Source organism: Klebsiella sp. BIGb0138, assembly GCF_004342285.1.
Classification (GTDB): Bacteria; Pseudomonadota; Gammaproteobacteria; order Enterobacterales; family Enterobacteriaceae; genus Klebsiella.
In genome coordinates, this window is the sequence record NZ_SMCV01000001.1 from 325,541 (window position 1) to 349,797 (window position 24,257).

Annotated in this window: 21 protein-coding genes, 2 tRNA genes and 1 pseudogene; 13 read left to right on the forward strand and 11 right to left on the reverse strand. The window is 57.1% G+C overall.

Going from position 1 to position 24,257, the window contains the following annotated elements; genetic code table 11:
• Positions 1 to 65: 65 nt before the first annotated feature.
• Positions 66 to 647, reverse strand: a complete 582-nt coding sequence (locus tag EDF73_RS01650) for a fimbrial protein (RefSeq protein WP_132725040.1) — start codon at positions 645 to 647, stop codon at positions 66 to 68.
• Positions 648 to 682: 35 nt separating this feature from the next.
• Entirely contained in the window at positions 683 to 1,303 is a 621-nt protein-coding gene (locus tag EDF73_RS01655; RefSeq protein ID WP_132725042.1) for a hypothetical protein, read from the reverse strand.
• 1,249 nt (positions 1,304 to 2,552) lie between these two features.
• Between EDF73_RS01655 and EDF73_RS01660 the strand changes: the two genes are divergently transcribed.
• The 7 genes from EDF73_RS01660 (at position 2,553) to EDF73_RS27595 (ending at position 10,920) form a co-directional block, all read left to right on the forward strand.
• Positions 2,553 to 3,050 (forward strand): RNA polymerase sigma factor, encoded by a 498-nt coding sequence (locus EDF73_RS01660; RefSeq protein WP_132725044.1) that lies wholly within the window; start codon positions 2,553 to 2,555, stop codon positions 3,048 to 3,050.
• Positions 3,047 to 4,090, forward strand: a complete 1,044-nt coding sequence (locus EDF73_RS01665) for a FecR domain-containing protein (RefSeq protein WP_132725046.1) — start codon at positions 3,047 to 3,049, stop codon at positions 4,088 to 4,090. The genes EDF73_RS01660 and EDF73_RS01665 overlap by 4 nt, the downstream gene beginning before the upstream one ends.
• A gap of 73 nt (positions 4,091 to 4,163) precedes the next feature.
• On the forward strand, positions 4,164 to 6,506 hold the full coding sequence (locus EDF73_RS01670) for a TonB-dependent siderophore receptor (protein ID WP_132725048.1): 2,343 nt from the start codon (positions 4,164 to 4,166) through the stop codon (positions 6,504 to 6,506).
• Entirely contained in the window at positions 6,506 to 7,393 is an 888-nt protein-coding gene (locus tag EDF73_RS01675) for an ABC transporter substrate-binding protein (RefSeq protein WP_243655189.1), read from the forward strand. Before EDF73_RS01670 ends, EDF73_RS01675 begins: the two co-directional genes overlap by 1 nt.
• Positions 7,390 to 9,312, forward strand: coding sequence for a Fe(3+)-hydroxamate ABC transporter permease FhuB (gene fhuB / locus EDF73_RS01680; protein WP_132725052.1), 1,923 nt, complete (start codon positions 7,390 to 7,392; stop codon positions 9,310 to 9,312). The genes EDF73_RS01675 and fhuB overlap by 4 nt, the downstream gene beginning before the upstream one ends.
• 112 nt (positions 9,313 to 9,424) lie before the next feature.
• A complete protein-coding gene (locus EDF73_RS01685; protein ID WP_132725054.1) occupies positions 9,425 to 9,817 on the forward strand; it encodes a hypothetical protein in 393 nt (130 codons plus the stop codon).
• 170 nt (positions 9,818 to 9,987) lie between these two features.
• A complete protein-coding gene (locus EDF73_RS27595) occupies positions 9,988 to 10,920 on the forward strand; it encodes a nucleoside recognition domain-containing protein (protein WP_243655190.1) in 933 nt (310 codons plus the stop codon).
• Here the strand turns inward: EDF73_RS27595 and EDF73_RS01700 are convergent.
• Positions 10,921 to 12,447: pseudogene (locus tag EDF73_RS01700) on the reverse strand (alpha/beta fold hydrolase); the annotation flags it as partial.
• A 171-nt stretch (positions 12,448 to 12,618) separates the two neighbouring features.
• Between EDF73_RS01700 and EDF73_RS01705 the strand changes: the two are divergent.
• From EDF73_RS01705 to EDF73_RS01715, 3 genes are all read left to right on the forward strand, one after another.
• Entirely contained in the window at positions 12,619 to 12,864 is a 246-nt protein-coding gene (locus EDF73_RS01705; RefSeq protein WP_132725058.1) for a histidine kinase, read from the forward strand.
• Between the two features lie 139 nt (positions 12,865 to 13,003).
• Positions 13,004 to 14,458, forward strand: coding sequence for an AMP nucleosidase (locus tag EDF73_RS01710; RefSeq protein WP_132725060.1), 1,455 nt, complete (start codon positions 13,004 to 13,006; stop codon positions 14,456 to 14,458).
• A gap of 179 nt (positions 14,459 to 14,637) precedes the next feature.
• A complete protein-coding gene (locus EDF73_RS01715; protein ID WP_132725062.1) occupies positions 14,638 to 15,441 on the forward strand; it encodes an HAD-IIB family hydrolase in 804 nt (267 codons plus the stop codon).
• 89 nt (positions 15,442 to 15,530) lie between these two features.
• On the opposite strand, the gene EDF73_RS01720 is transcribed toward EDF73_RS01715, so the two are convergent.
• The gene (locus EDF73_RS01720) at positions 15,531 to 15,956 is read right to left on the reverse strand and encodes a MerR family transcriptional regulator (protein WP_132725064.1); all 426 of its coding nucleotides are present in this window, start codon (positions 15,954 to 15,956) and stop codon (positions 15,531 to 15,533) included.
• Between the two features lie 185 nt (positions 15,957 to 16,141).
• Here EDF73_RS01720 and EDF73_RS01725 point away from each other — a divergent pair, with 185 nt between their 5' ends.
• Both EDF73_RS01725 and EDF73_RS01730 read left to right on the forward strand, forming a co-directional pair.
• On the forward strand, positions 16,142 to 16,972 hold the full coding sequence (locus tag EDF73_RS01725) for an alpha/beta hydrolase (protein WP_132725066.1): 831 nt from the start codon (positions 16,142 to 16,144) through the stop codon (positions 16,970 to 16,972).
• 205 nt (positions 16,973 to 17,177) lie between these two features.
• A complete protein-coding gene (locus tag EDF73_RS01730) occupies positions 17,178 to 18,125 on the forward strand; it encodes an NAD-dependent epimerase/dehydratase family protein (RefSeq protein ID WP_132725068.1) in 948 nt (315 codons plus the stop codon).
• Positions 18,126 to 18,326: 201 nt separating this feature from the next.
• On the opposite strand, the gene EDF73_RS01735 is transcribed toward EDF73_RS01730, so the two are convergent.
• A tRNA-Asn gene (locus tag EDF73_RS01735) sits at positions 18,327 to 18,402 on the reverse strand.
• A gap of 127 nt (positions 18,403 to 18,529) precedes the next feature.
• Positions 18,530 to 19,966, reverse strand: a complete 1,437-nt coding sequence (locus EDF73_RS01740; protein WP_132725070.1) for an EmmdR/YeeO family multidrug/toxin efflux MATE transporter — start codon at positions 19,964 to 19,966, stop codon at positions 18,530 to 18,532.
• Positions 19,967 to 20,160: 194 nt separating this feature from the next.
• Between EDF73_RS01740 and EDF73_RS01745 the strand changes: the two genes are divergently transcribed.
• Positions 20,161 to 20,236, forward strand: a tRNA-Asn gene (locus EDF73_RS01745).
• 462 nt (positions 20,237 to 20,698) lie between these two features.
• Here the strand turns inward: EDF73_RS01745 and EDF73_RS01750 are convergent.
• From EDF73_RS01750 to EDF73_RS01770, 5 genes are all read right to left on the reverse strand, one after another.
• Positions 20,699 to 21,436 carry an amino acid ABC transporter ATP-binding protein gene (locus EDF73_RS01750; protein WP_132725072.1) on the reverse strand — a complete coding sequence of 246 codons (738 nt, stop codon included), beginning with the start codon at positions 21,434 to 21,436 and terminating at the stop codon, positions 20,699 to 20,701.
• 9 nt (positions 21,437 to 21,445) lie between these two features.
• Positions 21,446 to 22,207 (reverse strand): amino acid ABC transporter permease, encoded by a 762-nt coding sequence (locus EDF73_RS01755; protein WP_132725074.1) that lies wholly within the window; start codon positions 22,205 to 22,207, stop codon positions 21,446 to 21,448.
• A 5-nt stretch (positions 22,208 to 22,212) separates the two neighbouring features.
• On the reverse strand, positions 22,213 to 22,908 hold the full coding sequence (locus EDF73_RS01760) for an amino acid ABC transporter permease (RefSeq protein WP_132725076.1): 696 nt from the start codon (positions 22,906 to 22,908) through the stop codon (positions 22,213 to 22,215).
• Positions 22,909 to 22,931: 23 nt separating this feature from the next.
• The gene (locus tag EDF73_RS01765; RefSeq protein WP_032686847.1) at positions 22,932 to 23,684 is read right to left on the reverse strand and encodes an SDR family oxidoreductase; all 753 of its coding nucleotides are present in this window, start codon (positions 23,682 to 23,684) and stop codon (positions 22,932 to 22,934) included.
• Positions 23,685 to 23,797: 113 nt separating this feature from the next.
• Positions 23,798 to 24,238: an acetyl-CoA carboxylase biotin carboxyl carrier protein subunit gene (locus tag EDF73_RS01770; RefSeq protein WP_243655191.1), complete on the reverse strand. Its 441-nt coding sequence runs from the start codon at positions 24,236 to 24,238 to the stop codon at positions 23,798 to 23,800.
• Between the last annotated feature and the right edge of the window lie 19 nt (positions 24,239 to 24,257).

Below are 24,257 nucleotides of genomic sequence, written 5' to 3' on the forward strand. Positions count from 1 at the left end.
AAATCAGTAGCCGAGAAAAGCCGGCACGCCGGCTTTTCTCATTGGCAAAACGGTCGTTATGTGGGTTAGAAATAGGAGATGACGTAGTCGGCAACGCCTGTCACCGGCCCAGGCGTCACTGCGGTACTCAACGACTTATACGCCGCCAGGTAATTCAGGGTCACCGCCCCCGCAGAACCGGTAGGCAACGCGGCGCCAGGATCGAGCTGCGTGCCGCCGTTCAGGTGAATCGGCGCGCTTTGCGCAGTCAGAATCGCCACCGCCACGTCGGCAGCGCCGCCGGATGCGATATTACGCATTACCGTACTGTCACCGACAGCCGGTGACCCGGTGGAAAATGTCGCCCGGATGCTGTTCAGCCCCCCGGCGGCCTGACAGCCGGTCAGTTGAATGGTAAACGCCGTGTGGCCAGCGTAGGTGCCGGAAGCGTCATTCAGGGTACCGGCCGATACCGGTGGAAGGTTAACGGTAGTCGTGTGCCCCGGCGAGCCTCCGGCAGGCGCCACCCCCACATGGGTAGTACAGGCGCTGGAGGTTACCGTGCCCTGAAAAGTAATCGTGCCATCCGCCGCGCTGGCATTCACTGAAATACCCGCCAGCGCCAATGCCGCCGAAATTACCGCCATGCGTGTTGTCTGCTTTTTCATATATGTCCCTTAACAACTTAAATTATAAATAGTCTTCATCCTGTAACGGATAACCGCGGAGTTGCAGAATTGGGTTTTGTCTCGAAGTTAAATCTCCTTAATAACGATAAAATATCTCTGGATAACAGTACTTCATGATCTGTCGTCCGTGACAGACCTGATTTTTTTAAAAGAACCGCGCGCTGATAGTAGAGTTTTTTTATATTCCACCCGGAGATCTCAGCCAGGTTGGTTATCTTTTCGCCTTGGGTCAAGAAATCCATCGCAACAAGATTTTCATAAGTAATACGTTTCCTCATAAAAACGGCTTTCTCGATCTGCCGCAGCACAACAAAGAACGCCTCTGCCGTGACATTGCTGGCCAGTATCCAGGGAAGCGCACCTGTGGTTTTCGCATTTACGGTGAAGAAGGGTATAAACAAAACCTTCGCCAGAAATACCTTTGGTAATTTCATCAGATCGCGCCGGATGTGGATATTACGGACGGCGATCACCAGAACATCCCCAGGTTTAAGCTGATTATTTATTTCACGCATCAACTCCACCATCGACATTTCATCGGTATGATATATAAATGCAAAAATTTCTTTCTGGTTAAACAACCCTCTTACGCCAAGGAGAAAATACAAATTATCTGATACGATATGATATTTCATTTTCTCTCTTAAAAAGCCACAGAAACACATGCATCGCGAGATACATTTTAATACATTCAGAACCGCTTTCTTACACCCCCAGTTAAAACACAGCGCCAGAAAATCTCCTAACAGTTTTTAATGCCGCTACGGAGTGGATTTAATAGATAAAACATATCAGTTAGAAAGTCTCCCTACCCCATTAAAATTAAAATGATTAAATACATGGAAAAATAAATCTTATTTTTTAGTAAAAATCCTATAAGCAGATTGACATAATGAATGACAACAATATGATTAGACACTGATTCCATAAAAAATCTTGATATATATCAATTTAAAAACATCACATCATCTAATGAAAACGATCAGGCCGTAAAATTCATATCATCAATACCAACTACCGTCCTACGGCGATATTTTTCCGTCTGGACAAAAAATATCAAATGACAATCCCTCAGGGGAACAAAACGAAATAAGAAAACTTCCATACTCGAAAGCTGACAATCGAGAAAAATAGCCACTTAAGAAAATCATGCTGTGATTTTCATTTATTTTAGTTTTATTTAAATAACTTTATAATACTAACAGTTATTTTCATAAGAATAATAATTAAACTAAGGGAGAAAAATCTCAAAACAATAATAACTATCGAAGCAAAGAAAACAATCAGCGAAAACTATCAAGAATAGCCGGGCATTTACCTCGAACCAACAGCGCAGCAACATCAGAGAAATTAATATATAAATGATTCAATAGGTTTTATGCCTTGCCATTCAGCTAACTGATGTTTTCAGCCCACGAAAACTTATTTCCTGCAATATTTACGCAACACCGAAAAATAAAGTTGTTTGCCTGGCGTTTAATTTCAGCCGTAAAAATAGCCAACCGGTTTGCGCAGAGTTACAGGAGAAATAACGATCGGCATAACAAATGACAACAACTCTTACTCATCGTACCTACATACAGGCAGCAGAAAATAAATAAGTATGCATAGCGGAGAAGGCGCGAAAAATTTATTCCTAGCGAACAGGCCGCAAACGGGCGCCTGCCACATCCTTTTATCTGCTGACGATTCCGCCCCGCGTCATGTTCCCGCTTCACCGTCACCCCGACGCTGGAGCCGCATCAGCGCGCAGGCGGCGAATGACGGACCGCTGGCGATATCCCTACAGTTTCCATCTTGATAACGATAACTATTTTCATTTAAATAGGGAAACCCCCTTTTCGCTAACTCCACGCAGAAATGCGCGGTCGTTGGGAAGCTATCTTGTCAGCGTTTGAGCGTTACTATACGGAACTGTTCCGCTTTCTCAGTCGGAAACTGCGGGACACACACCTCGCCGAGGAGCTTACCCAGGAGACATTCAGCCGCGCGTTGGCCTCTCCTGAAAAGGTTTCATCGCACCGCGGCTTGCTCTACCATATCGCCAGAAATCTTTTGGTCGATCGCTATCGCCAGCGCCACCACCACGCCCAGGAGATGGCGGCGGATGAACTGCTGGCGCCGGGTCATGAGCAGCCGGATAGCCTGATCGAGAAACAGCAGTATATCGACCGCCTCGTTGTCACCATTGAACAACTGCCGCCGCGCTGCCGTGAGGCATTTATCCTGCATCGAATTGACGGCCTATCGCAAAGCGAGGTCGCCAGCAGAATGGGCATTTCAACCAATATGGTAGAAAAGCATATTATTCGAGCCATGCTGGCCTGTCGCGCCTGTCGCGACAGCTGGCGTGAAGAACCGCCCACAAGGAAGCCGCGATGACCCATCGAGATGAGCTGACTATTGCTGAACAGGCGATCCGCTGGCTGCTCCGCCAGCGGGAAGGTATGACGCCCGCCGAGAAAACCGATTTTCAGCGCTGGCTGCAAATTCCGGCACATCAGGCTGAATACGACGACCTTCGCGAACTGTGGCAGGAGACGGCACGCCTGCCGCTTCGCGATGTCGCACATCGGCGACCGGTCACCGCGCGTCGTTCGGTCTGGCGTCCTCTGCGCTGGGGTTGCGCGCTCTTTTTGCTGGCGGCGATCCTCTTTTTCCCCCTGCGCCACGAGTTTGCTGCGCCGATCTATAGCGCCAGCTGGCACACCGGGCGCGGAGAGATCCGGCAGATAGACCTGCCCGACGGAAGCACCGTCTCCCTTGATGCCGGGACGCAGTTAACCGTACGCTATTTTGCCCACCGCCGGGAGGTGGTGATGCCGCAAGGGCAAGCTTTCTTTAAGGTTGTGCACCAGCCGCAACGTCCGTTCGAGGTGCTCAGCGGCCCGACCCGGGTCACCGTGGTCGGTACCGAGTTCAGCGTACGCTATCTCCCACATACCCTGAGCGGCGACGGTACCGATATCGCCGTCAGCACCGGCGCCGTGCGCGTCGGCCCGCGCGGGATCTGGCAAAATCGCTGGTGGCGCGCCATGCAACATCTGCACTTGCCGCAGGCTGCTCGCTATCTGACCGTGCTGCGCACCTCTGAACGCGCTACCAGCGATGCGCAAGGTATGCTGGCTTCTCGTCCCCCGCTTCCGGCGGAAAATATTGCCGCATGGCGTGACGATCGCATCGTTCTGGAAAACATCCGCCTGGATATGGCGCTGGCGGAATTCGCCCGCTACACCGAGGTGCCTCTCACCCTTGACTCCCCGGCCGTGGCAGCGCTGCGCGTCAGCGGGAGTTTTGCGATCGCCCGGGTGAACAGTTTTGCCACCGCGCTGCCGCGCGTACTGCCGGTAAAAATAAAAAACAAGGATAATCAATATATTATTAGCTTATCTTCAGCGGCAGTAAAAAATAATCAAAACTGACGTCAGGGTTTACCCGCGCGCTTCGTCTTCAGAAGAGAATGATTATTATTCGTCAAAACTCTGGGGATGAAGAATGGCCTTTTTTTCCGTTTCGCGTGCGTTTCGTACCTACCATATTGCGCTGGCGGCAGCGTTACCGGTTTCTGGCGTTTATGCGGCGGTAACGCTGAACGTCGCACTGCCTGCGCAGCCGCTGACGGCATCATTGAATCAGTTAGTCAAGCAGGCTAACGTTCAGCTGATTGCCGCCCCCGCCACCCTTTCCGGCAAAATCGCCCCAGCCGTTTCCGGCTCGATGACGCTTGACGCCGCGCTCGGCCGGCTGCTGGCAGGCAGCGGACTGAGCTGGACGTTAAACGGCGATACGGTTTCAGTGACACCGGTCGCCGCGGGCGAAGAGACGATCACCGTCACCGGGGGGAGCACCGCATCGGCGGCGGTGGCGCAGCAGACCACCAGCGGCACGAAAACGGACACCCCGCTACTGGAAGTTCCGCAGTCGGTTTCGGTGATCACACGTCAACGACTGGATCGCCAGAATGTGCAAAGCGTCACCGAAGCGCTACGCTACGTACCCGGCGTCAAGACGGAGACCTACGGCGTCGATCCTAAAGGCTATGACTGGATCTATATCCGCGGCTTCAACGCGCTGACCACCAATGATTACCGCGACGGCCTGCGCCAGCTCAACAACAGCTACAGCTATTTCCGTACCGAACCTTACGCGCTCGAACGTATCGATATCGTCCGCGGCCCCTCATCGACGCTGTTTGGTCTGGGGGACGCCGGCGGGATTATCAATCGGGTCAGTAAAATGCCGGATGCGCGCGGCGTTCACGAGGTGGAAATTCAGCTCGGTAATTTCAACCGCCGCCAGGCGCAGTTTGATGTCAGCGATAAACTGGATGAGCAAGGCCAGTGGTTGTACCGGGTCGTGGGGCTCGCCCGCAATAGCGATACCCAGTTCCAGTATCAGGACGGCCCGCAGGTTGAAGATAACCGTCTGTACCTTGCGCCGACGCTGACGTGGCTTCCCTCCGCCGATACCAGCCTGACCCTACGCGCGGATTATCTGCGCGATACCTCCGGCGGCACCATTGCCGTCCTGACGAAACCAGGCGGGAAAATAACCGACACGCTGCTCGGCGACTACAGCTATAACCGCTTTCGCCAGCAGCAGTTCACCGTCGGCTATGAGTTCAGCCAGCAGCTGACGGAAAACGTACAGTTTCGCCAGAACCTGCGCTACGGACAAACCGATACCATTCTCAATAACCTGCTGCCCGGCGATCCGGATTTCGCCGCCGGTACGCTGGCGCGCAACGCCGTGCGTTTTGACGAACACATGCATGCGTTCAACGTGGATAACCAGCTGCAGCTGGATTTCAACACCGCCACCCTTGCGCACCGACTGCTGGCCGGAGTGGATTACAGCTGGCTGGACGGGAACGCCAAACGCTTTGGCGCAGTCGCACCGCCGCTCAATATCAACAACCCGGTCTACGGCGTGGATATCCCGGATCCGACCTATGCGCTCAACGATAACGATCAGACCACCGCGCAGCTTGGCCTCTACTTACAGGATCAAATCCACCTGACCGATAGCTGGCTGCTGACGCTGGGCGGGCGCCACGACGACGTCAGTATGCGCACGCGTAACAACCTGAACGACACGACTTCATGGGTAGATAAAGGGGCGTGGACCGGTCGCGCGGGACTAACCTGGCTGTCGGGAAGCGGCCTCGCCCCTTACATCAGCTATGCCGAGTCGTTCGTACCCAACAGCGGGACCGATAGCCAAAATCGAACCTTCGAGCCCAGCAAAGCGCGCCAGTACGAAGTCGGGGTGAAATATCAACCGGACAGCCGTCTGCTGATGACCCTGGCGGCGTTTAACATCAGCAAAACCAACGTCCTGACCAATGAAATCGTCAACGGCGCGGCAACTGGTTATCAGGTCGCCTCCGGAGAAGTACGCTCCCGCGGCATCGAGTGGGAAACCCAGGCGCAGATCGCGGAAAACGTCGATGTGCTGGCCTCGTATACCTGGACCGATGCTGAAATCAGCAAAAGCAACAATGGCGACCGGGGGAAACAACAGGCTAACGTGCCGAAACAGATGGCCTCAGCGTGGATGAACTACGCGTTTCACCAGGGGGCGCTGGATGGACTGCTGCTCAGCACCGGCGTGCGCTATATTGGCAGCATGTACGGCGATAACGCCAATACTCTGCCGGTTAAAAACGTCACCCTGGTCGACGCCGGAGTGAAATATCAGGTGAATAAGCATATCCAGCTGGGTTTCAACATCCAGAACCTGCTGGATCATCACTACGTCGGAACCTGCGATGGCGACACCAGCTGCTATCCCGGGCAGGAACGGACCTTCATCGGCTCACTGAAGCTTAACTTCTGATGTCAAAAGGAATCAGCCGCCGCGCCTGCCTGCAGGCGCTCATTATGCTACCGATGGTGACGCATGCCGGGCTGACGCGTCTGGATAGCCGCCGGATTGTCGCCATTAACTGGGCCGCGGCTGAAACGCTGCTCAGCATTGGCGTGACGCCGCTGGCGATTTCCGATAGCCGCTATTTTCGCCGACGGATAATCCAACCCGTTCTGCCGGCAAGCGTACTGGACGTGGGTCCTTTCTGGGAACCGAATATGGAAATGCTCGACGCCCTGCGCCCCTCGCTGATCCTCAGCGACGTGCTGCCCGCCGCCATCATGGCCAAAATGGCGACCATTGCGCCGGTGGAAACGGTCAGCGCCTACTCCACGCCCGGCGATTTGTGGCGGGGGTTGGGTGACTGGACGCGACAGCTCGCTCATCGTCTGGACGTCGGCCCTTGCGCAGCGCGCTGGTTGCAATATGCCGAGACGGAAATAGCGGCGTTACGCCGGCGTCTGGCCGCCAGTGAACGGGCAAAAATCCTGGTAATGGTCCTCGATCAGGATGGTAAGTACGCCACGGTCTATGGCCCCGGTAGCCTTGCCGATGCCGTTTTACGCCAGCTTGGCCTCACCAATGCCTGGCAAAAACCGGTCAGCGCAATCCACGTCGCGCGCGTGCGTATCGAAGCGCTGGCGGACCTCCCCTGCGACTGGCTTTTTTATACTGAGCTGCCGACGACGCTGACCCGCCTGATGTGGGCCAGACAAGCTAACGGTTTGTGGCAGCATCTGCCGATCGTTGCCGCGCGCCGCGTTTCCCGGCTGGAACACTTTTTCCCCTTTGGCAGTCTGGCCACCGCTCTTGGGCTGGCCGGACAAATAGCCCGGATCCTGGGAAGCGTCAAATGAGGCCCTCGCGCGCGATAGCCGGCTTTTTTATCTGCGCCGCGGCCGCCATCATCTTAACCGGCGGGAATTATCTGGCGCTGGTGACGCGTTATCCCGCATCGCTGGCCTCGCTCCTGCTGGAACAAAGCTTCCTTCCCCGCGTCACCGTCAGCCTGCTTTGCGGCGCGGGGCTGGCGCTGGCGGGATTACTGTTCCAGCAGGTATTACGCAACCCTCTGGCCGAGCCGGGTACGCTCGGCGTTGCCGCAGGCGCTAACCTGGCGATGTCGGCTGCGCTGGTTTTCGCTCCGGGCCTGCTGACGCTCGGCTTGCCCACGTTGGCGCTGCTGGGTTCAACAGGGGTCATACTGATTCTTCTCTGGTTGACCGCGGGCCGTCAGTTCGCGCCGCTCAGCGTGATTCTGGTCGGGATGGTGCTCAGTCTGTACGGCAACGCGCTGAATACGCTACTGGTGCTATTCAACCACGATTACCTGAGCGATCTCTTTAGCTGGCAGGCCGGCGCGTTAACGCAAAGCGGCTGGGCCAGCAGTAAAGCGCTGGCCGTTGCGCTGCTGCCCGCACTCCTCATCAGCCTGCTTCTGCTGCGCCCGCTGACCATCCTCGGCTTATCCGGGCAACATGCCGGCGCATTGGGCGTTTCGGTCCTGCGGATTCGCCTCATCACATTAGGTACTGCGGTGGCGCTCAGCGCTATCATCACCAGCCAGGTGGGGATCATCAGCTTTATTGGTCTTGCGGCGCCGGCCATGGTCAAGGCCGGGGGGGTGCGCCGTTTAGGGCAGCAGCTTGGCGCCACCCTTGTCACCGGCGCGGTACTCCTGCTCCTGGTCGATCAGTTGGCCTTGCGTTGCTCCCCCGCCGCCGGCGATATTCCGGCGGGAGCGGCCACCGCGCTGTTGAGTGCGCCGCTGCTGCTGCTGATGCTGCTCCGTCAGCGCTTGACCGGCGGCGTAGTGTCTGTGAGCGACAGCCGGGCACGCCCGCCATTAAAGCGCCGCCATGTGCCGCTCCTGTTCCTGCTGCTGGCGCTGGCGATACTCGCCTCTCTATGGCTCAACCGGGAGCCGCCGGGCGCCGTGGCCGCTCACCTGCTGGCATGGCGCTGGCCGCGAATGGTCGGCGCGCTATGCGCCGGAATGATGCTGGCATGCGCCGGGGTGCTGATTCAACGTCTGACCGGCAATGTCATGGCCAGCCCTGAGCTCACGGGTATCAGCAGCGGCGCCGCGCTGGCGGTGCTGCTGACCGTCCTTTTTACCCCTGCTCCGCTGACCCTCCTGCTGCCATCCGCGCTGTTCGGCAGCCTGATCACGATTGCTTTGCTGTTTTTATTTGGCTTACGTAGCCGGTTCAGCCGACAAAAAATGGTCCTCATCGGGCTGAGCCTGACCAGCTTCGCCGGGGCGCTGAATATGGTGCTGATGTTAAGCGGCGATCCGCGCGCGCTGATGTTGCTGAACTGGAGCACCGGCTCCACCGCCAATATTGACGCCGCGCTGGCCAGCGGCGCGCTGATCGCCACCGCCATCCTGTGCCCGCCGGCGCTGATGATGCAGCGCTGGCTGACGCTGCTCGGGCTGGGGCAGCTCACCGCGCGGTCTGCGGGCATGTCGCTGCGACGCAGCCAGTTACTCATTTTGCTGCTGACCGCGCTGCTTACGGCGGCAGGCACGCTGCTGGTGGGACCGCTCAGTTTTGTTGGTTTGCTTGCCCCACAGTGCGCGAGGGTGCTGGGAGCGCATGCTTTACGCCAGCAGTTGGTAACGGCCGCGTTAGTCGGTGGACTGTTAATGGTGCTGGCAGACTGGCTGGGGCGCAATATCGCCTGGCCATGGCCCGTTTCGGCAGGCTTGCTGACCGCCTTTATCGGCGCGCCGTGGTTTCTATGGCGGCTACGAAAAACCGCCACTCACTGATATAGTCATGTCGTCCGCCCCGGGCATATCCGTCCGGTCCGCACAAGGTCATCGCCCCCCACAGATAGCGCGTGGAGCGGGTTGACGAAAAAGTAACAAGAAAGGTGTTGCGATGAAAAAAGATATTGTTTACGTATTCCACCATTTTGGCATTCCCGTTCAGGACGGTGACACCAGCGGGACTTACAGTGAAAAAGCGGGGATGTATACCGCGGATAATCCGGGGAAATTCCGCGTGCAGTGGCATCGTTTTGATGCCGACTCGCCGCTTCATCCGCTGCTGCGAACGGTACCGCACGTGGCCTTTAAGGTGGATGATCTGCTTCAGGCCATCGAAGGCGAAGAGGTTATTCTGGGCCCCTATGAGCCGATTGATGATTACTTTGTCGCAGTCATTAACGATGCCGGGGTGCCGATCGAACTGATTCAGACCTCGCTGGATGATGATGAACTGTGGTCGCGGGCGCGCAGCGGCCGGGGAACCCTATATCGAAATAATGACTGAGCGGACATAAGTTTTCATTTAATCACCGGGCGGGGAATATGATTTTCTTATTTTCATCCTGAAACCGACCGATGCGAAACGGTGAACGGCGCGAAGCCATATCAATTCCTTCCGGCGGGGATTATGATTGACGTTTATTATTCTTTCGATATGCGGTGATTGAGAAATAAATGGATCTTATCGGCATTATTATGTCGGCGGGAAAATCCTCCGTTGATGTCGCGCTTTATACGTTGTTACCCATTATGGTGGTCATGCTGATCATCATGAAATATCTGGAAGTGCGCGGCGTACTGGACGTTATCGTCCGCTGGGTCGCCCCGCTGCTCAAGCCTTTTGGCCTCAGCGGCATGAGCGCATTTGCGCTGATTCAGATAAATTTCGTCAGCTTTGCCGCCCCGCTGGCCACCTTATCGATCATGGATAAACGCGGCGTCTCGGACCGGCAGATGGCCGCCACCCTCGCCATGGTTTTTGCCATGGGACAAGGCAACGTATTCTATCCTTTAACGCCTTTTGGCCTGCACTGGATGGCCTCGATTACCATTTCAGTTATCGGTGGTCTGTGCGCCGCGGCGGCCACCTGGCACGTCACCGGCCGCAGGCTCTCGGTTGTCGAAAACCCGCGGGCTGAAGCCCTGCCCAACGCCGAGCAAAGCAATCAGGGAATTATCGCCGTGATCAACAGCGCCGGTTCCGACGCGATCCGTCTGGCGCTTGGCGCCGTCCCAATGCTGATCCTGTCATTGACTATCGTCGGGTTGATGCAGGCGGCCGGCGTTATCGAACTGCTTCAGCGCCTGCTGATGCCGCTGCTGCTATGGTTGAATATCCCGGTTAACTTTGTCCTGCCGACGCTGGTGAAATGCGTCGCCGGCGGTACCGCCTATTTTGGCGTCATCTCCGAATTAATCCAGCAGGGGAAAGTGACCGTCAGCCAGATTAACGCCTCCGCCGGGCTATTAATTCAGACCTTCGATCTCCCCGGTATTGGCATCTTTCTCGGGGTCAGCTCCCGCTTTGTGCGCCTGTTCCGCTTTGCGGCGCCGGGCGCCATCGTGGGAATTCTTGTCCGCACCCTCATGCACGCGACGCTCTTCTGATGCCGCAGATTTAATGCATCGCGCCCGGTCGGGGCGCCCCTCGCAGGCGAGATCGCGATGAATACGCGCCATCATATAGGGAAAGAACGGGTTGGAGGTCACACGCATCAGGGTATCCAGCCCCACGCTCAGGGTTGAGGTTTCACCGCGGAGCGAAATGGTGCCGAGGCTAATGCCGTACAGATTTTTTTCCGTAGGCTCACGACCATACAGCGAATCGCTGAGCGGGAACGGCACCGCAACATGAGAGAGCGAATACATATCCTGCGGCCAGGCAATATCCAGCGGCGTCACGCGATCGGTCCGTTCCCCCGCCGGCGTCTCACGGGCCACCGTCTCGTAGGTGGTGGGCGAGGCATTGGTGATCACCGTAGTGTCGTAGCGCCGCGGCGGCGGCGGTAAGAGCGAGTTGACCGCCGAGTAGAGCGCCGGCCGGAACAGCGCACGGAGGTTCGCCGCCTGATTAATGTCAAACATCACCAGCTCGCTGCCGTTGTCGGGTAAATAGCGATACAGCGAATTGACCACCGCCCGGGTGCTGACCGTGGAGTCCATCACCGACTGGAAGGTCAAGACCGGCGGCAGCGCCGCGAGCCGCTGGCTGCGGTACGCCTGGCTAATTTGCTGCTGTAGCGCCCGGGTTAACAGCCACGATTGCCGGGCCGCTTTCACCGGAAATGAGTTGTACTTCCAGGGATTAAACTCCGGCACCACGTTCAGCCATGCCGCACGGGCAAAAGCCGGGAAGACCGAGGGCAACCCCGCCAACCCGGCAAAGCGGGCAAATGCGGTAACGCCAATCATCGGCGACAGCAGAACCAGCTGCTGCGGTCGACGCAGCGTGCTATCCTCCAGCCCGTCGAGCGTATATTTCAGCGCCAGCGCGCCGCCGTTGGAATAGCCAACAAGAGACAGCGGGACATCCGGGCCCGCCAGCCGCGTGGCTTCCCTTACCGCCAGCCGGGTCGTCGCCATCCACTGTTCCCGGTCGACGTCGGTCAGCGCTCCCGGCGCCGTCCCATGCCCCGGCAGGCGGGGGATCACCGCGACATACCCCTGGCGCTGATACTCCAGCGCCAGATAGCGCATACTGTAGGGCGAATCCGTCAGACCGTGCAGCAGCACGGCGGCGCCGCGCGGTTTGCCCGACGGCAGCAGAATCATTGAACGGTTCCAGTCGGGATTAAATTGCGCCGGGTAGACCTGACTGTGGGCGTAAAAACGGTTAAGCGGCGTTTTTTCATCATCGCGCAGCGTGTCGGTCAGGTTGCGGCGCATATCGCGGAAAATCGCCTCTTCGCGCCCCCGGTAATCGGCAAAGGTGGCGCGGTCGATCTCGTCGGCGGTCATTTCATCGGCCGACCAGGTATGCCAGCTGTGCAGCGCCGGGCCGCGCTGCGATTCGTAAATACGGCCAATAAAAAAGACGATAACCACCAGCGCCAGCCCAATAGCGACTTTTTTCACCGCGTTGATAATTTTTGATCGCGACTGATGCCGGAGTCGGATAAAACGCATTATGGTCATCTCACTTTCCATTTTTTATTACACAGCGTGGTCGTTAAACCGGGTTGCCCGTTCTATCAGAGGCAACGCGGGTCTTTTTAAACATAGATTAAACCAACGGGCTATTCTGATTGTCAGAAAAGAGATGAAGGGCAATTATCGCCGGGAATGTGGCAGCTCGGGGAAATACGGATGGAATGGTGGGTAAAAAAAGTACAATCAGGTCAGGAAGCGGAACCGCATTGCGTGGTATTACAAAGCGGTCAGTTAATGATTATTGCCGAAATTGCATCCCGCGATTGCGGTTTACAATGCGGGGATAAACTCACGCCGCTGGCAAACGCGCGCTACTGCATCAACAACGATACCGCCAGGACATTAAAAGTGATAAAAGCGGTCCATTTTAGCGCCGAACGCTGGGCGGACATCGCCCGTTGATACGAATAAACGCCAGCCCCCACCTCAACGATATTGAATACAATCGCTTTCCCCTCTATGCCGCTAAAATTCCCCTTCGCTCTTTTCTGCCTGTGACATACTATCGAACATGTCAGCAGACCTGAAACAAGGAGCGAAAATGAACCACAAGGCCGCCAGTCTGACCCCGGAACAAGCACTCACCCAACTGGAAGCGCAGTACGAACGTTCGGTCAATGCATTACGTAAAGCCATCGGCGAGTATATCGACCACAACGTTCTTCCTGATGACGAGGCCCGCGCTAACGGCTTATTTGTCTATCCGCAGCTGTCCGTTTCCTGGGACGGCACCGATCACAAGGCCCTGAAAACCCGCGCCTGGGGCCGCTTCACCCATGCCGGTTGCTATACCACCACCATCACCAATCCGAAACTGTTTCGCTCGTATCTGCTGGAGCAACTCACGTCGTTGTATCAGGATTACGGCGCGCATATTAGCGTCGAGCTGTCGCAGCATGAAATTCCCTATCCTTATGTGATTGACGGTTCCGCATTAACCCTCGATCGCTCGATGAGCGCGGGCCTGACCCGCTATTTCCCGACGACCGAGCTGGCGCAAATCGGCGATGAAACCGCGGACGGCCTGTTCCATCCGACCGAGCATCATCCGCTTTCGCATTTCGACGCCCGGCGCGTCGATTTCTCCCTCGCGCGCCTGCGCCACTATACCGGGACGCCGGTGGATCATTTCCAGCCGTACGTTCTGTTCACCAACTACACCCGCTACGTCGACGAGTTCGTGAGCTGGGGATGCAATCAGATCCTCGATCCCGACAGCCCCTATATCGCCCTTTCCTGTGCCGGCGGCATCTGGATAACGGCCGATACGGAAGCGCCGGAACAGGCCATTTCCGACCTGGCGTGGAAAAAGCACCAGATGCCCGCCTGGCACCTGATCACCAAAGAGGGCCAGGGGATCACGTTGATTAATATTGGCGTTGGACCGGCCAACGCCAAAAACATCTGTGACCATCTGGCGGTGCTGCGCCCGGACGTCTGGCTGATGATTGGCCACTGCGGCGGCCTGCGTGAAAGCCAGACCATCGGCGACTACGTGTTGGCGCACGCCTACCTACGTGATGACCACGTGCTGGATGCGGTATTGCCGCCGGATATCCCTATCCCCAGCATTGCCGAGGTGCAGCGCGCCCTGTACGACGCCACCAAGCAGATCAGCGGCATGCCGGGGGAAGAGGTTAAACAGCGGCTGCGTACCGGTACGGTGGTTACCACGGACGACCGCAACTGGGAGCTGCGCTATTCCGCCTCGGCGCTGCGCTTTAACCTCAGCCGCGCCGTGGCTATCGACATGGAGAGCGCCACCATTGCCGCCCAGGGCTACCGCTTCCGCGTCCCGTATGGCACGCTGCTGTGCGTGTCCGATAAACCGCTGCACGGTGAGATTAAACTGCCGGGTCAGGCCAACCGCTTCTATGAAGGGGCGATATCTGAGCACCTGCAGATCGGCATCAAGGCCATTGATTTACTGCGCGCAGAAGGCGACCACATGCATTCTCGTAAGCTGCGCACCTTCAACGAGCCGCCGTTCCGCTGACCCCTCCCCCTCTTTGCCCGGCGCCACGGCGGGCAAAGAGGAAACAACCAGGCGGGCTTGTTCCCCCGGCGCCGGCCTTCAGCCGCGGTACATCCTGCCGCGGTATAACTCATCGCCTTCCGTTATAACGCCAGCTCATCAAAGCGCGATAAAATCGTTTTTTTATATTGGGAGTGGATATGCGACCGCTTGCGCAGGCATCACAGGCAATATTCTCCTCGGTAAAGTATGTTCTGACCGATATGGATGAGACGCTCACCTTTCGCGGACGGCTTTCTGCCGCCACCTACGCGGCATTAGAGCGGCTGCAATCTGCCGACATCCGGGTGATCCCCGTCACCGGCGCCCCGGCAGGATGGTGCGATCAGATGGTCAGAATGTGGCCTGTCGATGGCGTCATCGGCGAGAACGGCGGCCTGTTCTTTCAGCGCTCCGCCGCGGGGCAGACGATAGACCGCCACTTCTGGCACGCGGAGCGGCAGCGCGACGTGCTGGAAAAACTCAATGGCATCGCAGGGAAAATCGTAGAAACATGCCGCTGGGCGACCCTTGCTGAAGATCAGCCGTTTCGCCTGACCAGCCTGGCCTTTAACCTGCCGGAGCGAACGGCGCAGATCGACACGCTGCGTTCGTCGCTGCACGCGGCCGGCTTACAAACCACGGTCAATAATTTATGGCTGCTGGGCTGGTGCGGGGAATACGATAAACTGACGATGAGCCGCCACGTTCTCAGAACGTTTTATCACCTGGACGAACCGGATGCGCAGGACAGCGTCTTTTATTGCGGGGACTCTGAAAATGATGCCCCGATGTTCGCCGGATTCAGGCATACCCTAGGCATGAGCACCCTGCGCCAGCACCTGACAACCATTCCGGCGCTGCCGACGTGGATAAGCCAGGGTCCCGGAGGAGAAGGGTTTGTCGAGGGGGTGGATAAAATCCTGGAGCACAAGAAACGCGCGAGCGCCGCCGACGCTCTCTGAGGCCGCAGAAAATCAGCAAAAGCCCGCCAGCGGGCTGTTTAAGCCAGCGGCAATCGCGTTAAGCGGACCGTTCGCTGCCTGACCCGGTGTTACCGTTCCCCTTTACCGGCGGCGGGTTCCTGCAACTGCCCGATCAGCCTCTGCATGTTCTCCTCGCACGAAATCCCTTCAGGCCGATCCGCGATGCTGGCGATCAGATTCAGCAGTTCCAGCTTGCTCTTCGCAAGCTGCTGTTGCATCAGTTCGATCTCCGATACCCGCATCTTCAGCGACTGTACCAGCTCCTCATGATCCCACTTTTTCTGTCGTTGCGGCAGAAAACGGCGAATTTGCTCAAGTGAAAAGCCTGCGCGCTGCGCGTTATCAATGATCTTCAGCAGATCCGCCGTTTCCACAGCATAATTCCGGTAGCCATTTCCCTTGCGCGGAGGCGGTGTAATCAGCCCCTCGGCTTCGTAAAAACGGATACGGGAGGGCGTCACACCCGTCGCTTTTGCCAATTCACCAATCCTCATGTCATTGATTCCCCCTATTGACCTTAAAGTTAACTTTAAACTTATACTTTTTCCACGGTCAACAGAAGATCGTTGCCGGACCGGTGCGCAAGCTCTGGCGTCTATCCGCCCGCCAGTCGTTCAGGCACGAGCCGCGCCCGGAACACACCTCTGCCTTTGACAACTTACTGAACCGGAGAAACGATATGGGTTATGTAACAACCAGCGACGGCGTTGATATTTTCTATAAGGACTGGGGACCTGAAACGGGAAAAACGATCTTCTTCCATCACGGCTGGCCGCTGTCCAGCGATGACTGGGACGCCCAGATGCTGTTCTTTGTGAACAAAGGTTTCAGGGTCGTCGCCCATGACCGACGCGGTCACGGGCGTTCAAGCCAGGTGTGGGACGGCCATGATATGGATCATTATGCCGACGATGTTGCCGCCGTCGTTCAGCATTTAGGCATACAGGGCGCCATGCACGTGGGGCATTCAACCGGCGGCGGCGAGGTCGTTCGCTACATCGTTCGTCATGGCGAAGATAACGTTTCCAAAGCCGTACTGATTAGCGCCGTCCCGCCGCTGATGGTAAAAACGGAGCATAATCCGCAAGGTACGCCTGAATCGGTGTTTGCTGACTTCCAGGCGCAGCTGGCCGCCAACAGGGCGCAGTTCTATTACGATGTCCCCGCGGGCCCCTTTTATGGCTACAACCGGCCGGGAGCCAGTCCGTCGCAGGCGGTGATCTGGAACTGGTGGCGCCAGGGGATGATGGGAGGAGCCAAAGCGCACTATGACGGCATCGTTGCGTTCTCACAGACGGATTTCACCGAAGATCTTAAGCGTATTTCCATCCCGGTACTGGTCATCCATGGCGATGACGATCAGGTCGTTCCCTACCATGATTCAGGTTTACTTTCCGCAAGCCTGGTCAGGAACGGTACGCTGAAAACCTACAAAGGGGCCCCGCACGGGATCCCCACCACCCACGCTGAGCAGGTCAATGCGGACCTGCTGGCGTTTGTAAATAGCTGATGCGCTGACCACGGCCGCTCGTCAGCCGTGGTCCCTGCAGATAAATCATCACCAGAGGCCCCCTCGCCACCGCAGAGCCGGGGGGCGGGTTGCGATGCAAACGCCGCGCCCCTTACGCAACGTCGGTAAACTATCCTTTTACTGTTTACGTCGCGTGACGGACGCAGATGCCTTGCATCGGGATTGAGAATAATGAGGAACGGAGATGCAAACGATTCTGGGCGCCAGCGGTCAGATTGCCCGCGAGCTTGCCCGCGAGCTGAAACGCTCATACACCGATGACCTGAGACTGGTCAGCCGCAGCCCGCGCAAGGTGAACGACGGCGATGTGACCGTCGCGGCCAATCTGCTTGATGCGGCGCAAACGCGGGAAGCGGTAAAAGGCAGCAGCATTGTCTATTTCGCCGCGGGGCTACCGACGGACTCGGCGCTGTGGGAGCAACAGTTCCCGACGATGCTGAAAAATGCGCTCGATGCTACCCGCGCGGCGGGAGCCAGTTTTGTCTATTTTGACAATACCTATATGTACCCGCAGAACGGCGATCCGCAGACGGAAGAAACGCGCTTCGCCCCCAGGGGGCGTAAAGGAAAGGTGCGCGCCCGAATGACGAACATGGTGCTTGAAGAGATGAAACGCAAGGCCATTCCGGTCATTATCGGACGCGCGCCGGAGTTCTATGGGCCGGGGAAGACGCAGAGTTTTACCAACGCCCTGATCATCGACAGGCTAAAAACGGGCGAACGGCCACGCGTGCCGGTACGTGACGATAAGCTGCGTACGCTCATCTGGACGCCTGATGCCAGTCGCGCCCTTGCTGTTCTCGGTAATACCCCGGATGCTTTCGGCCAGAGCTGGCACCTGCCCTGCTGCGACCAGCGCCTCACCTATAAACAGTTTGTTACGCTGGCCGGTGAAGTGTTCGGCACAGCCGCTGAATATTCCGTTCTCAGTAAGCAGAGGATGATCGTTGCGGGTCTGTTTTCGAAGGGGATACGCGAAATTCGGGAACTGCTGCCGCGCTATGAATATGACAACCTGTTCGAATCGGCGAAATTTAAACATCGTTTCCCTGATTTCACCGTCACAACCTACCGTGAAGGTCTGGAAGAGATACACAGAGAATGGCGGGATAAGCAGCCGAACCGGAATTAGCCACCGGAGACGCCGGCGGATGACCAGACGTATCTTGCATGTTGTGACCAATGTTTCTCAGTTTTCCCGGCCCGCTCATCGGACCGGGCCCTCTGTTGACAGAGCACTCGGCATCGGCTCAGGTGTCCGCCTTCCGCAGATTTCAATCGCGACAAAAAGCAAAAAGCCCGCTTAAGTTTCCTTAAGCGGGCTTCTTAAATATGGCTCCTCTGACTGGACTCGAACCAGTGACATACGGATTAACAGTCCGCCGTTCTACCGACTGAACTACAGAGGAATCGTGTGAACGGGGCGAATATTAACGGCGCCGTAGGGCCTTGTCAAAGGCTGTTTCTCACATTTTAAATCGTTTGCCGATTTATTCTCCATTTTGGGTAAAAAGTACCGTTTTACCTGAAAAGCGGTTATTTTTCGTCCACTTGAGTTTTACTCCGCGGATATTTCCATAGCCAGCGCCCGCTCACCATTCGGCAATAGAACAGCACGCCGCGCACCGCCCAGTCGAGCACCATCCCCAGCCAGACGCCGATAACGCCCATCCCGAGGACAATCCCCAGCGTATAGCCCGCCACCACGCGACAGCCCCACATGCCCAGCATCGACACCCACATGGTATAGCGCACATCACGCGCGCCTTTAAAGGCGCAGGGCAGGATCCACGAGGTCGCCCAGATCGGCATAAAGAAGGCGTTCAGCCACAGCAGTTCCTTGACCACCACTTTGACATCTTCTTCGCTGGTATAGAACGAAGCGATCAGGTTAGCGAACGGCGCGGTGCCCCAGGCAATCACCGTCAGCACGATTGTGGATAGCCAGAACACGTGCCACGCCTGACGCTCGGCCTGCCCTATTTGCCCTTTGCCCAGCCGTTTACCGGTAATGATGGTGGAAGCAGAACCTAATGCATTCCCCGGCAGGTTAATTAACGAAGCGACGGAAAAGGCGATAAAGTTCCCGGCGATGACGTTAGTCCCCATTCCGGCAACAAACATCTGCGTCAGCAGTTTACCGCCGTTGAACAGCACCGACTCGATGCTCGCCGGGATACCGATGCCCATCACTTCCCAGATAATCGCGAAGTTGAACGGTTTAAAGTAACTCTTCAGCGAAATGCGCAGCGCCGGGTTAAAACCAATCGCCAGGACCCACACGATCGCCACCGCGCCAATATAACGGGCGATCGTCAGCCCCAGCCCCGCGCCGACAAACCCCAGCCCCGGCCAGGAAAAAACGCCGTAAATCAGGATGCTGCTGATAATAATATTGAGGATGTTCATCCCGCCGTTGATCAACAGCGGAATTTTGGTGTTGCCGGCCCCGCGCAAAGCCCCGCTGCCGATCAGCGCAATCGCCGCCGCCGGGTAGCTCAGCACCGTCAGCTCCAGATAGGTCAACGCCAGAGCCTTCACCTGCGACGAGGCGTCTCCGGCGACAACGTCGATGATCTCGCTGCCGAAAGCATGGATCACCGCCGCCAGCAGAATGGAGAACAGCGTCATGATGACCAGCGATTGTCTCGCCGCCGCCCTCGCCCGCCGCCGGTCGAGTTTGCCGAGGCTAAAGGCCACGACCACCGTGGTACCGAGGTCGATGGCGGCAAAAAACGACATAATCACCATGTTAAAGCTGTCGGCCAGCCCCACGCCCGCCATCGCCTCTTTTCCCAGCCAGCTGACCAGGAACGTACTCAACACCCCCATCAGCAAAACGCAGGTGTTTTCGAGGAAAATAGGCACCGCAAGGGGGCTGATTTCACGCCAGTAAAGGACACGGTAACTTTTACGCTTTTTAAACCAGGTCGTGCGTTCAGCGACCTGGCGTACTGCGGAGGTGACGTTCAAGGGAGACCTTAGTGAGAAAAGTTGAAACTACATTTCAAATGATGATAGAGAATGGGCGATCCTGCAAAACATTTTTCCTGATTAATTGTCGGTAATAGCAACAAATTGTTGATGGAAACGGCAGTTGAACATCTGTCGGCGAATTGATGTTTGACAAATATTTTTTCGCCGCTAAGATACGACTCCACGACGATTCCTCTGTAGTTCAGTCGGTAGAACGGCGGACTGTTAATCCGTATGTCACTGGTTCGAGTCCAGTCAGAGGAGCCATATTTAAAAAGCCCGCTTAAGGAAACTTAAGCGGGCTTTTTGCTTTCGTACATCCTTACGAATCCTTATACGGCATGAATTCAAAAGGTTAGGTTAAAGCGCATCCCGGAGCGTTGAGACTTTACCCTCCGTAGCGGCAAACACGGGGAGTCAAATCCGACGGCCCGCCTGGTGTATATCAAGCACCGAGGCTTCGCTTTACCGGGTTGAGGCGAAACCGGGTAACCTCTCTTCACCAGGCAAAGCCGCACCCGTGCACAGCGGTACGGTTTTGTTATTGGGTCCGTCAGGGCAGAAAGGTATGACGGATGCCGATACCAGGCATCCATATCATTGCCATGAAAAATATCCGCCGACCTCCTGACATCAGAACACAGCCAGGGGGAAGAACAAGCATCAGGCCAGGAGTTCCTCCGCAGCTTCTGTTGCAGCAGGTGCGGAACGCGCTAGCAGCTCAACTGTCTAGTGGACCAGTAAATCATTGAGGAAACGCCGCGCGCGCGGATGCTGCGGCGCGGTGAAGAATTTATCCGGCTCGGCCTTTTCCAGTATTTGTCCCTGATCCATAAACCAGATCGTATCGGCGACGTCACGGGCAAAATTCATTTCATGGGTGACGCACATCATGGTCATGCCTTCCTGCGCCAGCCCGCGCATCACGCTCAGCACCTCGCCGACCATCTCCGGATCGAGTGCGGAAGTTGGTTCATCAAACAACATGACCGGCGGCTTCATCGCCAGCGCCCGGGCAATAGCTACCCGCTGCTGCTGGCCGCCGGAAAGCTGCGCCGGGTAAACGTCGGCCTTGTGCGACAGCCCTACCCGCTCCAGCAGCTCCCCGGCATGGCGCCGGGCTTCAGAGCGCTTCTCGCCGAGCACTTTCACCGGCGACATCATAATATTCTCCAGCACCGAAACGTGCGGAAACAGGTTGAAACTCTGGAAAACGAAGCCGATTCGCGTGCGCAGCTGGTTCAGCCGGGTGCTTGAGCCATGAATATCGACGCCGTCAAACAGGATCTGCCCCTGTTCAATGGGCTCAAGACGGTTGACCGTCCGGATGAGCGTCGATTTTCCCGATCCGGAAGGACCACACACCACCACCACTTCACCGCTTTTGATTTCGGCGCTTACGTCGGTCAGGGCCTGATATTCCCCGTACCATTTATTCACCTGATTGAACAGAATCATCGGTCGCATGGTTGCTCCTTATTGAGTTTGTGATGATGACGGGTCGAGAACCAGCGGCGTGACCGGCTTTCCCGTGGCGGACTGCGCGCCTTGCCTCCTGCTGGCGATACGCAGCTCCAGGCGACTGGCCAGCCACGTCAGGCTAAAGTTAATGATGTAATAGCTCAGCGCCACGATGGCAAAGACCTGGAACGGTTTCGTCAGCAGCTGGTTACTGACCTGGTTAGCCGCATAGGTCAGCTCCGGTACGTTAATCACGTAGCCAAGGGTGCTATCTTTGATAATCGACACCAGCTGGCTTATCAGACTCGGCAGCGTGTTGTACAACGCCTGCGGCAGAATCACCAGGCGCAGCGCCCGGATGTGCCCCATTCCCAGCGCGCGGGAGGCTTCATATTGCCCCGAGGGCAGCGCCTGGATCCCGCCGCGCACGATTTCAGCGATATAGGTGCTCTCGTAGATGATCAGCGTACACAGCATGGTGCTGAAGCCGCTGATGTTGTGGCCAATCAGCAGCGGCACGCAGAAATAGGTCCAGAACACCACCATCATCAGCGGGATACCGCGCAGCAAATAGATCCAGCAGGTTACCGGCCAGCTCAGCCAGCGCCACGGCGAGAGGCGAGCGAGGCATAACAGCACGCCGACCGGAAAAGCGAACAGTACCGCCAGCAGCGACACCAGCAAGGTACACAGCACGCCGCCCAGCGGACCATCGGGATACTGCCCCATCAGCAACAGCAGGCCGTTATCGTGCAGAATCGTGAAAAAATCAAACATACAGATTACCTCGCATACGCGCGCTGAAAGCGACGGGCCAGCAGCGCCCCCATCCCCATCAGCAGCAAAGAGAAGGCCAGGTAGCCTACCGTCGCCACCGTATACGCTTCGAAGGTGCGGAAGGTCTGGTTTTCAATATCGCGCGTAACGTAAGTCAGTTCGGCGACGCCAATGACCATGGCAAGGCTGGTATTTTTAAACAGCAGCACGGTGTGGTTAATCACCGACGGCAGCGCGTTGCGGATCCCTTGCGGCAGAATCACCAGCCGCATGGCGCGCAAATACCCCATTCCCAGCGCCCGCGCCGCCTCATTCTGCCCCTCGGGGATGGCGCGCAGGCCGCTGCGGATATCTTCAGAGAAGTAGGCCGCCTGGCACAGTCCCAGCGCGACCAGCGAGAACAAAAACTCCGCATTCATCTCGTTAACCCACATCTGCAGCGACTCGGGCAGCAGCGTCGGAATCGCGAAATACCACATCATCAGCTGAATAAGCGTCGGTACGTTGCGGTGGTAGGATACATACGCCGCCACCAACAGTTGCGCGAAGCGCTTGTTGCTCAGGCGGATCATCACCAGCACCAGCGCAATAAACATGGCTAGCAGCCATGCACCCAACGCCAGTTCCAGAGTGACGACGGTGCCATCAATAATCATCTGGCCGTAGTGGCCAGTCATCACGTTACTGAAGTCGAGTGCCATATATCCTCCTCGTTTGCCGTCATTCAGGACTCACGGTCGCCGGGACGCATTGTGGATAGCCCGCCGGGTACCTGCAGCGTCGGGGTGATCTCAATATTGCCGATGTTGACCGCCACCGGCGCGGCGAGCGCGAAGGCCACGCAGTCGGCGATATCTTTTGCTTCCGGCAGCTCGAAACCCTCGATAAAGCGACGGCGCGCCTCTTCGTGATCGCCGGAAACGTTACCGAAAATCTCCGTCGCCACCCGCCCCGGGCAAATTTCGGTAATTCGCACCCGCTTGCCGTAGCAATCGACGCGCAGCTGACGCGACAGCGCGTGTACCCCCGCTTTGGTGGCGTGATAGATGGAATTGCCGTTGAAGTTATAAATCGCGGCGATGGAGGTGATATTAATGACGTGGCCGCAGTCGCGCGCCACCATTCCCGGAACCAGCAGCCGGCACAGGTGCAGCACGGCGCGCAGGTTGACATCCACCTGGGTGTTGATCCAGTCGGCTTCGGCATCGAGAATCGATCCCGGATGAGAGACGCCGGCGTTGTTCACCAGAATATCGACCTGCAGATCGCGGCACAGTTCGGTCAGCGCCGACAGATCGCCAACGTCGACGGCGTGGGGAATGCAGCCGGTTCTGTCCGCCAGCGCGGCCAGCTGTTCGTGCCGACGCGCTACCGCGTGGACCACAATCCCTTCCTGACAAAGGCGTTCGACAATCGCTTCACCCATTCCGGCGGAAGCGCCGGTCACCAGGGCCACTTTATAATCTGAAAATGGCATATGTGCCTCTCCTGTTGCGGCAGACCGATCTGCCTTTGACGTTGTTTTTCTGACTGTATGCAGTTATGTCCAACGGGGATAAGACATAAATAGTTTGGCCCGATAAGGGGTCCTTATAACTTCGCGGAAGCGGCATCCGCGGGCAGCAGCAGCGCGATCTCGCTGCCGTACTCCAGCCGGCTCCCCGCCGTCGCGGCAAGGTTTTTGAGCGTCCCGGCCACCGGGCTGCGCACCGGCAAATAGAGCGGCCCGACCTGCACCAGCGCGAGGATATCGTCCGGCTCAACGCGCTGCCCCTCGCTGACGAACGCCTCCCCGTGGCTGGGGTGGCTCAGCAGCAGACGTCCCGGCATCGGGGAACACACCGGCAGCAGGCGGGGTTCGGCCGGCGGCGACGACAGAGGCGGCGGTTCGGCCATCGTTTTGCCACCGGGGTAGCGCAGACGAACCGACCAGTCCGCGCCGCGCCACTCAAGCTCCCGTAGTCCGGCGTTATGCATCTTCTGCGCCAGCTGGCGCAGGTCCTCAAAAGCTATCAGTTCTTTTTCCATCATGATTCCATCGCGCAAGGGT